Annotated in this window: 16 protein-coding genes; 1 reads left to right on the top strand and 15 read right to left on the bottom strand. The window is 36.3% G+C overall.

Annotated elements, in window-relative coordinates:
- Positions 1–149: 149 nt before the first annotated feature.
- The 6 genes from LB465_RS15750 to LB465_RS18375 form a co-directional block, all read right to left on the bottom strand.
- Entirely contained in the window at positions 150–1310 is a 1161-nt protein-coding gene (locus tag LB465_RS15750; protein WP_224470883.1) for a baeRF7 domain-containing protein, read from the bottom strand.
- Between the two features lie 108 nt (positions 1311–1418).
- Positions 1419–2297 (bottom strand): cation diffusion facilitator family transporter, encoded by an 879-nt coding sequence (locus tag LB465_RS15755; protein WP_224470884.1) that lies wholly within the window; start codon positions 2295–2297, stop codon positions 1419–1421.
- Positions 2298–2383: 86 nt separating this feature from the next.
- A complete protein-coding gene (locus LB465_RS15760; protein WP_224470885.1) occupies positions 2384–3217 on the bottom strand; it encodes a DUF1853 family protein in 834 nt (277 codons plus the stop codon).
- 193 nt (positions 3218–3410) lie between these two features.
- The gene (locus tag LB465_RS15765; RefSeq protein WP_224470886.1) at positions 3411–4478 is read right to left on the bottom strand and encodes an AI-2E family transporter; all 1068 of its coding nucleotides are present in this window, start codon (positions 4476–4478) and stop codon (positions 3411–3413) included.
- Positions 4479–4555: 77 nt separating this feature from the next.
- A complete protein-coding gene (locus LB465_RS15770) occupies positions 4556–5020 on the bottom strand; it encodes an SRPBCC family protein (RefSeq protein WP_224470887.1) in 465 nt (154 codons plus the stop codon).
- Between the two features lie 205 nt (positions 5021–5225).
- On the bottom strand, positions 5226–5360 hold the full coding sequence (locus LB465_RS18375) for a hypothetical protein (protein ID WP_262902921.1): 135 nt from the start codon (positions 5358–5360) through the stop codon (positions 5226–5228).
- Between the two features lie 132 nt (positions 5361–5492).
- On the opposite strand from LB465_RS18375, the gene hemN reads away from it, so the two are divergent.
- Positions 5493–6848 carry an oxygen-independent coproporphyrinogen III oxidase gene (gene hemN / locus LB465_RS15775; RefSeq protein WP_224470888.1) on the top strand — a complete coding sequence of 452 codons (1356 nt, stop codon included), beginning with the start codon at positions 5493–5495 and terminating at the stop codon, positions 6846–6848.
- A 195-nt stretch (positions 6849–7043) separates the two neighbouring features.
- Here the strand turns inward: hemN and LB465_RS18380 are convergent, their stop codons facing one another.
- The 9 genes from LB465_RS18380 to LB465_RS15815 all read right to left on the bottom strand — a co-directional run bounded on the left by LB465_RS18380 (position 7044) and on the right by LB465_RS15815 (position 15812).
- Positions 7044–7178, bottom strand: coding sequence for a hypothetical protein (locus LB465_RS18380; RefSeq protein ID WP_262902922.1), 135 nt, complete (start codon positions 7176–7178; stop codon positions 7044–7046).
- 16 nt (positions 7179–7194) lie between these two features.
- Positions 7195–7896 (bottom strand): sulfite exporter TauE/SafE family protein, encoded by a 702-nt coding sequence (locus LB465_RS15780; RefSeq protein ID WP_224470889.1) that lies wholly within the window; start codon positions 7894–7896, stop codon positions 7195–7197.
- Positions 7897–8343: a FixH family protein gene (locus tag LB465_RS15785; RefSeq protein WP_224470890.1), complete on the bottom strand. Its 447-nt coding sequence runs from the start codon at positions 8341–8343 to the stop codon at positions 7897–7899. It abuts the gene before it with no gap.
- Positions 8344–8438: 95 nt separating this feature from the next.
- Positions 8439–9854: a cytochrome c oxidase accessory protein CcoG gene (gene ccoG / locus LB465_RS15790; protein WP_224470891.1), complete on the bottom strand. Its 1416-nt coding sequence runs from the start codon at positions 9852–9854 to the stop codon at positions 8439–8441.
- A gap of 24 nt (positions 9855–9878) precedes the next feature.
- On the bottom strand, positions 9879–10760 hold the full coding sequence (locus LB465_RS15795; protein ID WP_224470892.1) for a cbb3-type cytochrome c oxidase N-terminal domain-containing protein: 882 nt from the start codon (positions 10758–10760) through the stop codon (positions 9879–9881).
- Positions 10757–10945 carry a CcoQ/FixQ family Cbb3-type cytochrome c oxidase assembly chaperone gene (locus LB465_RS15800; RefSeq protein WP_224470893.1) on the bottom strand — a complete coding sequence of 63 codons (189 nt, stop codon included), beginning with the start codon at positions 10943–10945 and terminating at the stop codon, positions 10757–10759. The genes LB465_RS15795 and LB465_RS15800 overlap by 4 nt, the downstream gene beginning before the upstream one ends.
- 2 nt (positions 10946–10947) lie before the next feature.
- Positions 10948–13149, bottom strand: a complete 2202-nt coding sequence (ccoN, locus tag LB465_RS15805; RefSeq protein ID WP_224470894.1) for a cytochrome-c oxidase, cbb3-type subunit I — start codon at positions 13147–13149, stop codon at positions 10948–10950.
- Between the two features lie 2 nt (positions 13150–13151).
- Complete coding sequence (ccoS, locus tag LB465_RS15810; RefSeq protein ID WP_075326798.1) at positions 13152–13346, bottom strand: cbb3-type cytochrome oxidase assembly protein CcoS; 195 nt, start codon at positions 13344–13346, stop codon at positions 13152–13154.
- Between the two features lie 60 nt (positions 13347–13406).
- Positions 13407–15812, bottom strand: a complete 2406-nt coding sequence (locus tag LB465_RS15815; RefSeq protein ID WP_224470895.1) for a heavy metal translocating P-type ATPase — start codon at positions 15810–15812, stop codon at positions 13407–13409.
- Positions 15813–15864 lie beyond the last annotated feature (52 nt).

Here is a 15864-nt window from a genome sequence, read left to right on the forward strand (position 1 = left end):
CATAGGAAGGGGGCTTCCTTGCCTTTTTTATCATTAAGAATATCTACAAAAGAAGAAGCGCTTCTCTCACAAAAACTTTTATCAATAAAAAAGGCCATCTAAATACTTTTTAGACGGCCTCTTCCTTTTTTTGTGATATAATACTATTATTAATTAAACCGATAAAGGGCATTCATTTTTGATTGTTTATCTGGCATTTGAGCTTCTGGAATTAAAAAAACATTTCCGCCCTGTCTTAAAACTTCTTTGGCTGCCCAGTTCATTAAAGAATAGTTTTTGTTTGTCTGGTCATCATCTATACTTACGTTCATATTATCACTATTATAAGTACCCCATATCTCGCTTTGGTTTTCAAGAAATAATGTATCTACTTTTCCCTGTTGCACAGCTGGTAAAATATCGGTAACTGAAGTCCCGGTATTATCGGTATTATTCAATTCATCAAATTTTTTCATTTTATCCCTTTTCGTTTTTTCCAATTCCGGTTCAAGAACTTTCAAGGCCTTTTCATGCAAACCAAGCATATCGGTATCTGAAGGGTTTCCGGGAATTACTTTTTCAAATAAATGATTATAGGAGTTTGCCTCTTGATAAATTGAAAAGAAATTTTCCTGGCAGGCAACTAATAATGGGGTTTTATCTTTATTTAAAAGAGGGGTAATACCATCATTTATAGCTCTAAAATATCTTAAAATCTCATTTTTTCGCTCCCTATCGGCACCAGCATGGCCGTGCATATTTGCTTGACCCTGACCTGGAGAGCTACTATTAAATTGAAGGGTTTTTTCTTTATAATCGAAACCAACTCTTTCCTCTAATTTAGAAGGAGTAAGGTCGTCTATGTCTACTTTACCAATACTATATCTGGTAGCTTCGTAAAGTTCAACATCCTCCAATTGAAGGGCTAATACGTAAAAACTTGTTTCTTCAGAAAACATGGGAACCAGCGGCTTTATATAAAAGTCGTTAGAAATATAAGTATGGGCTTCAAAATTTACCGGGAGTGTATATTTCTCAAAAAATCCTTCCGCAGCAAAAATTGCGAGTCCGTCGCTTTGATGGCGCCAGAAAGATTTATCGTTAATAAGATCTTCAATAGGTTTGCCTATTTCCTGAATCTTTTCATCAGAAACGTCTTTTTTCCTAAGCTCATTCCCAACCTCTTTCCACAAAGATTTTAGGTGGGTTTTATTTTTTTCTTCTAATACATCTTTTCCCGCACGTTGGGTAGGAATAAAAATAGAAATACAGGTTTTATCTTCTTGATTGCTTAATCTTTGCAAGTCTTTTTCATTTATCAAACTCATCATACTAAATTTTTTGGTTAACTTATACTCAAGATAAGTTGATTTCTCCTTATTTCAATAGGCTTTAGCAGGGCTTTAACGCTAATCTTAAGAAGATGTCAATAAAATAATTTAGTAGAACTCATCTGGTTCAACGTGAATAAGTACGTCAAAGATTTCAGGAAAGTGGGCCAGGAGTTCATTTTTTACATTATGGGCTATATCGTGGCCTTCTTTTACGCTAATCTCTGCATTCACGGTAATGTGAAGGTCTACGTGAAATATCATTCCGGTTTTTCGAACATAACATTTTTCGGTATCCAGAACTCCCGGCACCTGGCTGGATATTTTTCTTATATCATAGATCATATCATCATACATATGTTCGTCCATTACTTCGCCAAGAGCAGGCCGTAAAATGAGATAGGCATTATATAAAATAAAGCCGGAAGCAAAAAGAGCAGCCCAGTCATCGGCAGTTTCGTAGCCTTTTCCCATAAAAAGCGCGATTGAAATTCCAATAAAAGCCATTAAAGAAGTAATAGCATCGCTGCGATGGTGCCAGGCATCAGCTTTAAGAGAAGTGCTATTAGTTTCATCTCCCTTTTTAGAAACTTTTCTATAGAAATATTCTTTAATAATTACAATCGCACCAAGGACAATAAGGGTGTATGGCTCCGGAACTTTATGTGGAGTTTGTATATGTTGAATACTCTCGTAAGCGATCACTGTAGCTGAAACTACTAAAAAACCTACTACTGCAAAGGTGATTAAGGGTTCTGCTTTTCCGTGACCATAAGGATGATTTTTATCTGGTGGGCGACTCGAATACTTAAGCCCGAGAAGCACTAAAAATGACGAAAACACATCGGTTGTAGATTCTATTGCATCAGCGATTAGCGCGTAAGAATTACCAAAAACACCGGTTATAAATTTAGCAATTGCCAATAAAGCATTTCCTATAATGCTAAGCCAGGATGCTTTAATTGCTTCATTGGTGTTTTGGTTCATTTAGGAAGTGTGATTTGGACTGCAAATTTAATGGGAATAATATTATTCTCTGGAAATTAGACTGTATTTCTGAGAAATCATTTAAACTACCACCATACCACAAATAATCTTTCAAATTTATTGCCAGGTTTTTTTGCCCAGATTAATGGTGCTTTTTTGTTTGCGAAGGAATTCTCAATTTGAATAATTATTTCTGAATGATTAACCCAGATCTCGCCATGCTTGGGTAAAATTGGCCAATCTTGCTTTTTTGGCGCGTAAAATTGAAAATCGCGATAACCTGTAGAATTAAAATCTTCAAAATGGAGCCAGATTCCCGCTACACATTTATTATTAATTTCTGGAAATTGTTGATTTTGAAGTTCCTTTGGAACAAATAAATTAGCTTTAAAACAAGCCTGCTGAAGAATATTTATTGAATTTAAATCTAATAAATTCAATAGGTCGTCTGTTTCAGGTTTAAAAAGTAAAGGGAACTGTTTTTCTTTTAGTTTTTCAGTTTTCTGTAGTAAAGTATCTCTTCTGTTTGGGCCAATCCAGCGATCCATTTCTGAAGTCAAAGAAGGATCGTATACATAGAATTTATAAACCATTTCTATGTGATATACTTGTTGGTTTATTAAATCTTCCAGTAAAAAATCAAGTTCACCCAGCGTAATTTTATTCCGGCTAATTTGCATATTTCCAGCCAACAGTTTATAATTGGGATTTTTCTGAATTATCCATTCAAAAAAGCGTTCTACACGCTTTCCCATCACAAAATTGGTAGCGAGTGATGGCAGATCTTTATCTAAAGATTGCTGTACGGGAGTATGGAATTCCGGTAATTCAAACTGGAAGAGTTCCTGAAAAGAATTTTCCCAGAGTGCAGGTGTTTCTAAAAAGCCTTCAAACTGCTTTTCTATTCGATTTTGCATCATTCCAATTTAAAGCCCTGACATAGACTATTGAAAAATTAAACAATAACATCAATTAACTAAGATTAGTTGATTTACTCGTTAATCGAGATTTAAATGCTCCGAGCCCTGCCAGAATCATTCAGGCGGAATTGCCTCGAAATCAAGATATATTTTCCAATAATGCCTCTTGGGGCTTGCCCCGAGATAGTTTACTTTAGTCCTCATCTTCATCTGTACTTAAAAGATATCCAAAAGGCTTTAAAGCCGGGGTATGGTTAAAGATTACATTTAAAATTCCTAAGACGGGGATCGCTAAGATCATTCCCATAACACCCCAAACCATGTTGCCTAAAATAATCGCGAGAATTACGAAAAAAGGGTGAATATCTACTTTATCACCAACGATAAATGGCTCTAAAACATAACTTTCAATAAATTGAACTATCGTGAAGGTTAGGATTACACCAATTAAAATACTGGTTTCACCCTGGGTGAGATAACCGAAAATAAGTGCAAGACCCATCCCGATAATGTTTCCTATAAAAGGTATTAATGTTAGAAATGAAGCAATTACCGCGATTAGAATAAAGTTATTAACTCCTGAAATTCCAAGGCCTATACTATAAAGAATTGAAAGTATAATAATTAAAATTAATTTTCCTCTTAAATAGAACTGTGCTACCCTGGCAGTTTGATTAATAGTTCGTTTTACTTCCTGTTTTCGCTCCTTTGAGAAAAGCTTGAGAATAAAAACTTTAAAGCGCTTTCTATAATTCAGCAGAAAAAATATATAAATAAATGTGAGTAAATAATTGCTTAAAAAACTGGTAACCGAATTAATAAAATTGAAAGCTTTTTGTCCTGAATTTCCGCTGGAGGTTAATATGCTTTGAATATCATTTTTCTCTTTATACTTTTCAAGATCCTCACTGCTTAATGCGGTATGCTCGTAGGCATAGTTTTGCAGCTGTTCTATTTTGGGCGTCATAGTCTCTTTAATTTTATTCCAATCGTCTACAAAATTTTTAATTTGAAAAGAAAGTAAAATAAAAACCCCAAAAGAAAACAAGAGCAATAATACGGTACTTAAAAGCGAAGAAACCAGGCGGTTTAGTTTGTTTTCCATAAGATTACCCAATGGAATAAGTAGAAGAGCTAAAATAATCGCCGTAACTAAAGGAGCCAAAAAGCCCCTGGCATCGGCTAATCCGGTAAACAAGAAATATGCCCCTACTATTAGTGCAACGAGAGGGTAAAGTAAAGTTTTATGTGCCGTATTCATTTAATGGTTAGTTTAGAACTATGAAGGTAGAAAAAGATATTTACTTTTTCTACAGTTCATTTAAACGAAAGGACTTTTTAGCTATAGGCCAGAATATTTTCTTTTTCTACAAGGTTTTTGAGTGATTCTAAACTTTCATCCCAGCCGGTATCACAATCTGAATAAAATTTATCGGCTTGAGATTTATTAGGAAAACCTGAATGTTCTAATTTTAAAACACAATAATTAGTTTCACATTCAATTCTAAATTTCACTTTAAATTTCGCCTTGAAGGGTAAATATTCATTTTCGCTTAGATAAGTATAATCGCTTAAAGTAAGCTTTACGTGCGGTTTAAATTCTGAAATAGTAGCAGCGGCAATATAATCTGCTTTATCAGGATTATCTCCCCAACTTAAGGCAAACACACCATCTTCGTCGGGCACCACAATGGCTTGCGATGCACCCCACCATTCTTTTATCAAATTGGGAGTTACAAGGGCATTAAAAACCTTACTTCCATTTTCGTTAATTCGAATTTCCTTTTTAATTTTTCGGGACATAAAATTGAATTTAATATTAAACAGTGAAGCTCAAAATAAAACCTCTATAAACGAGTATTAAAAATTATCTGCTTTTTATTTATTCAATTAAATTTAAGAAAAATTAACAAGGTAATTTGTAAAAATCGTAATTATTAATTCCTAAAAATGGAAATTTCATTATTGCTTAAAAAACTGGACAAACAGTTTTTTGTAATCCAAGCTGCTATAAAAGATGAAAAAAGGCAAATATCATTGGAACTATTGATGCCAGGATTCCCAGAATAATCACAATCCCAATAAAACGTAACCAGTTTCTAATACTCTTTAGTAATTCAATTTGATATGTATTTTCTTCCATATTAATGTTTTTTGAGTTAAGATCTATTTTGAAATCCAATTTAAAGAAAATATTTATTATTATACAGAAGCTGATTTTACTCATATTAATTAATACATACCTGTTTTAAGTTTGCAGCAAACTATAGCTTATATGTCTTATAATCTTATTAGTAAATATAACGTACCGGGACCACGGTATACCAGTTATCCAACCGTGCCGTATTGGGACGAAAACACATTTTCGCCTGGGTCCTGGAAAAGAAGTTTAAAACGAAGCTTTAATGAAAATAAAGAAATTAGCCTTTATATACATTTGCCGTTTTGTGAGAGCCTGTGCACTTTTTGTGGGTGCAACAAGCGAATTACCAAAAAACACGCCGTTGAAACTCCTTATATAGAAAGTGTGTTGCGAGAATGGGAGCTTTACCTTGAAATTCTGGAAGAAAAACCCTTTATTAGGGAAGTGCATCTGGGCGGTGGTACGCCTACCTTTTTTGCTCCTGAAAATCTAAAATTTTTGCTCAATATGATTTTTCGGAAAGCCGAGAGAGATTGTAAGACAGAATTAAGTTTTGAGGGACATCCAAATAATACTACAAAAGAGCATTTAAAAGTACTGGCCGGTCTTGGCTTTAAAAGGGTAAGTTATGGTGTGCAGGATTATAGTGAAAAAGTACAAAAAGCTATACATAGAATTCAACCTTTTCAACATGTAAAAAATGCTACAGAGCACGCCCGGGAAACGGGTTTTACCTCGGTAGGACACGATATTATTTTTGGTTTACCATTTCAAACCAAAGAAGATATTATTGATACCGTAGAAAAGACAAAATTATTAATGCCAGATCGTATTGCATTTTATAGTTATGCTCACGTACCCTGGATTAAAGGAAATGGGCAGCGTGGCTTTAAGGATTCAGATCTTCCCGAAGCTGATGAAAAACGCGAAATGTATGAAATTGGAAAGCAAATGCTTGAAGATGCAGGGTATGTAGAGATTGGGATGGATCATTTCGCTCTTAAAACTGATTCTCTTTATAAAGCTGTGGAAGAAAAAAAACTACATAGAAACTTTATGGGCTATACCACTTCTTCAGGTGCATCTATGATTGGTTTGGGTGTTTCCGCTATTAGCGATAGCTGGTACGGTTTTGCACAAAATGAAAAATCGGTTGAAGCCTACCAGGAGCAAATTGCTGAAGGAATTATTCCGGTTTTTCGTGGGCATATTTTAAATGAAGAAGATCTTGTTATAAGGAAACACATTCTAAATTTAATGTGCCGTATGGAAACAAGTTGGGCAACAGCCGAAGATTATTTTGAAGAATTACCGGAGGTGCTGATTAAATTAAGGGAAATGGAAGCTGACGAACTCGTCACTTTTTCTGAAAACGGATTAACAATACCTGAAAAGGGAAGACCTTTTGTGCGAAATATTTGTATGGCATTCGATCTAAGAATGCAGGCACAAAAGCCAAATACCCAATTATTTTCTATGACGGTTTAATTTAAGTGTTAAAACCGAAGTAAAAGTCCGTTGGGAGAATTTCCTAACGGACTTTTTTATTCTTCATTTTAAGCTAAGAGTAAAGTATTTTATTCGATAATCGAGATTAATTGCTTCGTCCCGAAGAGTCGGGATGCCTCTATATCAAATTATATTTTACACTAATAATAATTCGTGAGCTTTCTCTGAAGTTGTTTACTCTTTATCCTTTCCGCTGTTTATCATATTTAAAACGATAAGTATCAGGCCGACGCAAACAACACCGAAAATAGCAATAAGAAAACTTCCCATTTCCCAATTTACCAGTGCAATTGTGTTTAATAATTTCATAACGAGTGTTTTTAGGTTAGTGGCAACTTTGTGCTGCTGTAATTTCCGGAGTTATTTCCATAGGGGAGAGGTATGGAATTCCGAGTCCCATTCCTCTTAGTATAAATAGTAATCCCATTAGTACTACAAAAACAGGAACCGCTTTTCTAATTTTAGATCTAAGGTTCAGGTTTATAAAATTTCCCAGGTAAATTGCGGCAGTCATTAGAGGAACTGTTCCCAAACCAAAAAGTGCCATATATAAACTTCCTTCTAATGCTGTTCCCGAAGCAATAGCTCCAAAAACCGCCATATAAACGAGTCCGCAGGGGAGAAAACCATTTAGAAATCCAATGGTATAAAAAGTATCTGGTGATTTTTGTTTCAGTTGTTTTCCCAGGCTGCTTTTTACTTTTGAAACAATTTTGAAAATGAATTTTGAACCGTTGTATTTACTGAATTTTTTATATGGAATAAGAATAACCAAAATCATTAATATTCCTACTAAAATTGAAAGTTGCTGCTGAAGCCCAAACAGCCTGAAACTTTTGCCTAACAGACCAAATAAAAGTCCAATAATGGCGTAAGAACTTAATCTGCCAAAATGGTAAAGTGAGATCTGGCCGAGTTTTCTAAGATTGTTTTTGTGATCTACCGGCAATAAAAACGCAATAGGGCCGCACATTCCCACGCAGTGAAAACTTCCTAAAAGTCCGAATATTAATGCCGAAATCCACATTTAGTAAACTATTTCATTTTTATATAAATAAGGAGTCTCTTCGTATTCCCAATGAATATTAATATTCCAACGTCCTTTAACCAACTTTTTATCAGCAATAAAAATTTGATGTGATGTTAATTCCAGCGGAATATTAAAATCAAGCTTTGCGTCAGATGGACGATAGAAATTCAGATTTCCTGAAATTTTAGAAAGTTCCAAATTTTCGGGAAATTCAACAAACCATCCATCTTTTACCCGACGATCACTGATGTTTTCTTCCAGGGAAAATGCGTTGTTTTCTGCATCAATTTCTTCCTGATAATGTAATTCTTTTTGATAGTATTCTTCAGTCACCAAATCGTGATCAAATTTGGAATCTGTGAGCATATTAATCACTAAATACATTATGAAAGTGATAAAAAGTGCCATTCCAATCACAATTCCTGTTCCCCAGTTTATTTTCATAATTTTTTATTTTGATCCCAGAACTGGGAAATTAATACAGTTTTTTAATCCTATCACTGAGTGTAGCCGATTATTGTTTCCAGCAACATGCTGGTTTAATTAAAACTACGAGGTCCCATAAACGTAGTACTTGTAGTTTCTATTAGCCTATCGCCACTATAAACACCAATCTCGAGTTTTTCTTTTTCTCCATCCAGTGCTGCTGTATGAATCTCTATAAACAGCGTACCTTCGGTTAATTCCTGTCCCGGCACCATAATATTCGATTGTTTTACCGGATTTATTTCTCCCTGGTGGGATAATAACCTGAATTCAATATCTTCAAAATCGGCGGTGGTTTTGTTTACCAGTTTATAGGTAAAGACGTTGCTGATCACATTATCGGCTTTTCGTTCATATAACTGCCCGGGCAACCTTAAAATTCTGGCTTCAACTTCACTTCTTATAAATAACATTCCTACCAAAACCGCAGTTAAAATTCCTAAAACAATACTGTAACCTTTTAACCTCGGCGTAAATCTAAATTTTGCTTTCTTTTCTATATTTTCTTCGCTGGCATATCTAATCAAGCCTTTGGGAAGATCTACAGCTTCCATCATATTATCGCAGGCATCTATACAAGCGGTGCAATTTATACATTCCAGCTGCGTGCCGTTTCTAATATCTATTCCAGTAGGACAAACCTGTACACATTGAAAACAGTCTATACAATCGCCTTTTCCGGTTTCTTCACGGTTCTCATTTTTCTTGAATTTCGCCCTTCCTTTTTCTTTTTCTCCCCGTTTGTGATCGTAGGCTACTACTATAGATTTATTATCTAGAAGCACCCCTTGAAGCCTACCATAAGGACAGGCAATAACACAAACCTGTTCTCTAAACCACGCAAATACAAAATAGAATACCGCTGTAAAAATCAATAATGAAATAAAAGTACTCAGGTGGTTTAGTGGGCCGTCGGTTACATATTGAATAAGACGGTCACTTCCCATTAAATAAGCAAGGAAAACATTGGCGATTAAAAAAGAGATGACAAAGAACAGAAACCACTTGAGAGAACGCTTTCTAATTTTTTCGGCGTCCCACTTTTGCTTTTCGAGTCGCATTTGTTTTCCTCTATCTCCTTCTATCCAGTATTCAATTCTACGGAAAACCATTTCCATAAAAATGGTTTGTGGGCAAAGCCACCCACAAAAAATTCTTCCGAAGGCTACGGTAAAGAGGATGATAAAAACCACCCCAATCACCATCATAATCACAAAAATGTGAAAATCCTGTGGCCAGAAAGGAAAGCCAAAAATATTAAAACGTCTTTCCAGGATATTGAACATTAAAAACTGGTTGCCATTTATTTTAACAAACGGAGCGGCAAAAAGTAGAACTAGCAAAACATAGCTAACGTATTTCCTATACTCGTAAAATCTTCCTGAAGGTTTCTTTGGAAAAACCCATAATCTCTTACCCTCGTCATCTGCAGTGGCAATCGTATCCCTGAATTTTTCCTTATTTTCCAAAACCTTTCTTTCTTAAAATTTAAATTATTCTGTTTCAGCTTCCCAAACTTCACCTTCGGCTGCTTTTGCATCTGGCGGGTTGGTTCCCTGTAGGCTTAAAACATAGCTGGATACCTGCGCAATTTCCTGTGCGTTTAATTCAGATTTCCAGGCAACCATACCTTTTCCATCACGGCCTCCTTCAGAAACAGTTTGAAATACATTACTAATTCCGCCTCCTAAAATCCAATGCTCATCGGTAAGGTTAGGGCCAATGGCTCCACCACCATCGGCACGGTGACAAGCCATACAGCTCGCCATATAAATTGTTTCTCCTGCTTCTAAATCGGAAGCATCGGTTAACAATTCGACTGAGGAAGCATCTATAAGATCTGGATTTGCAGCTTTATAAGCTTCAATTTCTTCTTCTGCCTCGGCAACAGCAGCCAGGTATTCTTCTGTTTGCGTTTCACCATCAAAAACGTGATAATAGGCCATATAGACAAAAGCAAATACAATACTAATATAGAAACCATAGAGCCACCAAGCGGGAAGATCGTTGTCCAGTTCTTTAATGCCGTCGTAATTGTGATCTAAAAGAATTTCCTCTTCCTTTTCCACAGGTTTTTGAGTCAGCATTTTCTTATAGAACTTTTTCAAGCCCGAAAATTGCTTTTCACTATTTTCAGCTTTCAGCTTAGTATAGCGTTCCTGAGCATCTGGCTTTAAACTTCTAAAAACCATATTCTCTAAAGCCGAGATTGAAACTTCTATGGATATAGCAATTACAAGAACAACTGCCAGTATCCACCAAATAACCGGATATTGTTCAATTGCCCATCCGCTTTCAGTCTCTACGGTTAGTTCTATTAAAACCAGGGCAAGAATTAAAAATCCTAAAATTCTTAAATATGCTGTCGTTTTCATAATTCCTGGTTTTCCGGGTTAGTATCTAAGGGTAATTTGCTTACCTCTTCTATGTCTTTCTTTTTTGCGGTAATTACCCACAGGAAAAGCACTACAAAAAAGATGAAGAATATAAGCAGGGAAATTAACGGGTAGATCATTACACCGTCTATACTTTCCATATGGCCTTTTACGAATTTAAACATGCTTAGTTAGTTTTAGTGGTTGATACTTCTACTTCTTTAGCGTTGATATCGGTTCCCAGACGCTGTAAATAAGCAATTAGAGCTACAATCTCACGGTTTCGCATTTCTACGAATTCGGTGTCGTTTTCTGCTGCAAATTCCTTCTCAGCTTCATAAGTTTTAACGAAATCAGGATCTGCATAAAGGTTCTTCTCAATTTGAGTTCCCTGTTCTGTCATCCACTGCTGGGCGTTTTCAATTTCCTCTAAAGTGTATGGCACGCCAAGCTTACTAAGAGCTCTCATTTTAGCTTCGGTATCACTTTTATCAAGTTCGTCTGTAATTATCCATTTGTAAGAAGGCATAATAGAACCTGAAGAAGTACTTTGCGGATCGTACATATGGTTAAGGTGCCAGTTATCGGAATATTTACCGCCTACCCGCATAAGATCGGGACCGGTACGCTTACTTCCCCATAGGAAAGGATAATCGTATGCATATTCCCCGGCTTTAGAATATTCACCGTAGCGTTCTACTTCACTTCTAAAGGGCCTAATCATTTGCGAGTGGCAACCCACACAACCTTCCCGGATATAAATATCCCGACCTTCAAGTTCTAACGGGGTGTATGGTTTCACACTGGAAATTACCGGTACATATTCATCTACCATTAAGGATGGAACAATTTGAACCACACCACCAATTAAAATGGCTATAGTAGCGAAAATTGTAAGTTTTACTGGTCTTCTTTCCAACCAGGAGTGATAAGCTTCCCCTTTGGTTCTTTTTCGTGTTACTTTTTGTAGCGGAGCAGCTTCAGCTAACTCATCTTCAACTTCGCTTCCCTGTCTTACAGTTTGTATAATATTATAGAGCAGGATAAATGCACCTACAATATATAAACTACCTCCAATAGCCCGCATCCAGTACATTGGCATAATGGAAGTAACCGTTTCTAAGAAGTTTCCGTAGGTAAGGGTTCCGTCAGGATTAAATTGTTTCCACATAGAAGCCTGTACGAATCCTGCAACGTACATTGGTAAGGTGTAAATAATAATTCCTAAGGTTCCTATCCAGAAATGCGCATTGGCTAATTTTACTGAATAAAGGGTGGTTTTAAACAAACGTGGTACTAACCAATAAACCATACCAAAAGTTAAGAAACCGTTCCAGGCTAAAGCTCCAACGTGTACGTGAGCAATAATCCAGTCGCTAAAATGCGCGATAGCATTTACGTTTTTAAGCGAAAGCATTGGTCCTTCAAATGTTGCCATCCCATACCCGGTAATTGCTACTACGAAGAATTTAAGAACAGGATCTGTTCGTACTTTATCCCAGGCCCCACGCAAGGTTAGAAGACCGTTGATCATACCTCCCCAGGAAGGGAATAATAACATAACTGAAAAGGCTACACCAAGGTTTTGAGCCCAGTCTGGTAAAGTTGAATATAATAAATGGTGAGGTCCAGCCCAGATATAGATGAAAATAAGGGACCAAAAGTGAATAATGGATAGTCTATAAGAATAAACTGGCCTGTTTGCCGCTTTAGGAACAAAATAATACATTAATCCTAAGAAAGGTGTAGTAAGGAAGAATGCCACCGCATTATGCCCATACCACCATTGTACCAAAGCATCCTGAACTCCGGAGTAAACGGAGTAACTTTTAAAGGCAGTAACAGGAATTTCAATATTATTTACAATATGAAGCACGGCTACGGTTACGAATGTTGCGAGATAGAACCAAATCGCTACATATAAGTGGCGCTGTCTTCTCTTGATCATGGTACCAATAAGGTTGGCTCCAAAAGCAACCCAAACCAAAGTAATTGCGATATCTATTGGCCATTCCAGTTCAGCATATTCTTTGGAACTTGTAAAACCCATTGGGAGCGTGATCGCGGCAGCAACAATAATAGCCTGCCAACCCCAAAAGTTAAAATTACTTAAGAAATCACTCCACATTCGTGCTTTAAGCAAGCGCTGGGTAGAGTAATAAACCCCTGCGAAAATGGCGTTCCCAACAAAAGCAAAAATTACTGCGTTAGTATGTAATGGTCTTAAACGACCAAAACTTAACCACGAAATTCCATCGGTTATATCGGGGAATATAAACATAAAGGCGAGCAGCAGCCCTACACTCATACCTACGATACCCCAGAACAGGGTAGCCATAGTAAACTTTTTTACGATTTTATTATCGTAATGAAACTGTTCTACTTCCATAGTTAATTAGATTTCTTGTTTTTGGTGGAATTGGATTTATCTGATTTTTCTTTAACTAATTCATCATCAAAGAGCATTCTTACCGATGGTGTATAGACATCATCATACTGTCCCTTTTTAACTGAAAAAATAAAGGCAACGAAGAAAATGAGGGCTACTAAAACACTTAATGCAAGCAAGAGGTAAATGATGTTCATATAAAATGAATTATTTTCAGCAAACTTAAAGCGGTGTTAAAATTTAAAATATGATCGAAATCAGGTTTTGATCAATACTGGTTTTAATTTCTTTCCCGCAAGGTTTGTTGCCAGGGTTGTAAAAGCCACAATACTAATGGAACTCAACGGCATTAAAATCGCAGCGATTACCGGCATTAAATTTCCGGTAACTGCAAATGCAAGTCCTACTACATTATAACAAAGGCTCAATACAAAGCTCCATTTGATAATTTTGATTCCTTTTTCTGAAAGTTTAAAATATTCGCCTAACCTGGTAAGGTTTGAAGCCTCCAGGATTCCATCACAAGCAGGGGAGAAAACATTTATATTTTCTGAAATTGCAATCCCAACATCACTTTGTGCAAGTGCCCCCGCATCGTTAAGTCCGTCGCCAATCATCATCACCGATTTCTCCTCTTCCTGAAGCTTTTTAATAAAATTGAGCTTATCATCAGGTTTTTGATTGAAATAAAATTTAGTATTAAGGGGTAGCATATTTTCAAGTTTCTCCTTTTCCCCATCATTGTCGCCAGATAATATGAATAGCTGCTTGCTTTCTCCTAATTCTTTAAATAAGTCGGCAAGTCCTTCGCGGTAAGAATTCTTAAAGACATAGCAGCCTTTATACTCTTCATTACTGCTAATATGAACCGCAGTTTTGTTCAGTTCTTTTGTTTCAGTTTCGCTTTCCCTAACAAAGGAAGATGAACCAATCTTCATTTTACTGCCATTGCTCCCGGAGCTAATACCTTTCCCGGTATGTTCATTAAATTCATCTAAACTCAGGATATTATTTTTATCCAGAATCTGGTAAAGTTGTCTGCTAAGTGGATGCCCTGAGGCTCTTAAGCTACTGCTAAGTAGTTGCTCTTCTTCAGCATTGAGTTTTAATCCTTGATAGAAGACTTCCGTTTTTTTGTTTGAAGTTATAGTTCCGGTTTTATCAAAAACCAGGCAATCTATTTTTGCAATTTGTTCTATTACCCCGGCTTCCTTTAAGTAAAATTTATTTCTTCCGAAGATGCGCAGTAGATTCCCTAACGTAAAAGGCGTGGCCAGCGCAATGGCGCAGGGACAGGCAATTATTAATACTGCAGTAAAAACGTTTAAAGCAATGGAAGGATCATAAATCAGCCAGAAAAGGGTGGACAGAAATGCTATGCTTAAAACCCCGGCGGTAAATCGCTTACTTATTTGGTTGATTAAACTTTGAAACTGTCCTTTTTTATCCTTTTTAAAGACCTCATTGCTCCAGAGTTTGGTTAGATAACTTTGGTCTATGGCTTTTATGGCTTCAATTTCAAGAATTCCGCCTTGTTGGCGGCCACCTGCATAAAGCGTTTCGCCAGATTCTTTTTTAACGGCTTCGGCCTCGCCGGTTACAAAACTGTAATCTATATTCGCACGGCCTTTCATTAATACCGAATCTATAGGAATTAATTCCCCGTTTCTTATTAAAATCCTATCTCCGGGTTGTACGTTATAAACCTGAACCTGTTCTTCTGTGATCTCTTTTGAAGCATTGGTTTTTAAACGCGTTACCGCCATTGGGAAATAGGACTTATAATCCCGCTCAAAGGATAAATAGGAATAGGTTTTTTGCTGAAAGAATTTCCCAAGAAGCAAGAAGAAAACAAGTCCTGTAAGACTATCAAAAAAGCCGGTGCCGAGATCGAGTAGAATTTCTGTGGTACTTCTAATGAAAAGTACAGCGATTCCCAGGGCTATGGGAACATCTATATTTAAAATTTTGGCACGTAAACCTTTGTAAGCCGAAATAAAATAATCTGATCCTGAATAAAAAACAACGGGAAGGGAAAAAGCAAACATCAACCATCGGAATAGATGTTTGAATTGCTCCAGCCAGAATTCTTTTACTTCAAAATATTCAGGGAAAGAAAGGAACATCACATTTCCAAATGCAAAGCCAGCAACGCCTAATTTATAGATTAAGCTTCGGTTTATGCTGTGATCTTTTTCATCGTAATCTTTAAGGGAAATATAGGGTTCGTAACCAATTCTGCTAAGAAGATACACCAGCTCTTTTAAACTTATTGTTTCCGAAGAAAAACTAATTCGTACTGTTTTCTTTGGAAAATCTACCTGCGCCGATTTTACACCTTTGTTTAATTTTCCTAGATTCTCCAACACCCAAATACATGAGCTACAATGCATGGAGGGAATAAGAAAATCAACGATTTGGGTGTTATTCTCATTAAACTCCAGCAGTTTTTCGACTATTTCCTCGTTATCAAGAAAATCGAACTTTCCTTCTGAAGCACCGGGAGAAATTCCGGGCTTCTCCTGAATATCATAGTAGTAAGTAAGGTCACTTTCGTTAAGAATCTCAAAAACTGTTTTGCAGCCGGTGCAACAGAAATCTTTTTCCTGAAAAACAATGTGATCCTCCTGACATTCTTCACCGCAGTGAAAACAGCTATTCATTCTTCGTGTATTTTAGCCGCAAATTTTGAGAAAATTAACAAAAAATAATATG

The sequence above is a fragment of the Salegentibacter lacus genome (assembly GCF_020164555.1).
GTDB classification, from domain to species: Bacteria; Bacteroidota; Bacteroidia; order Flavobacteriales; family Flavobacteriaceae; genus Salegentibacter; species Salegentibacter lacus.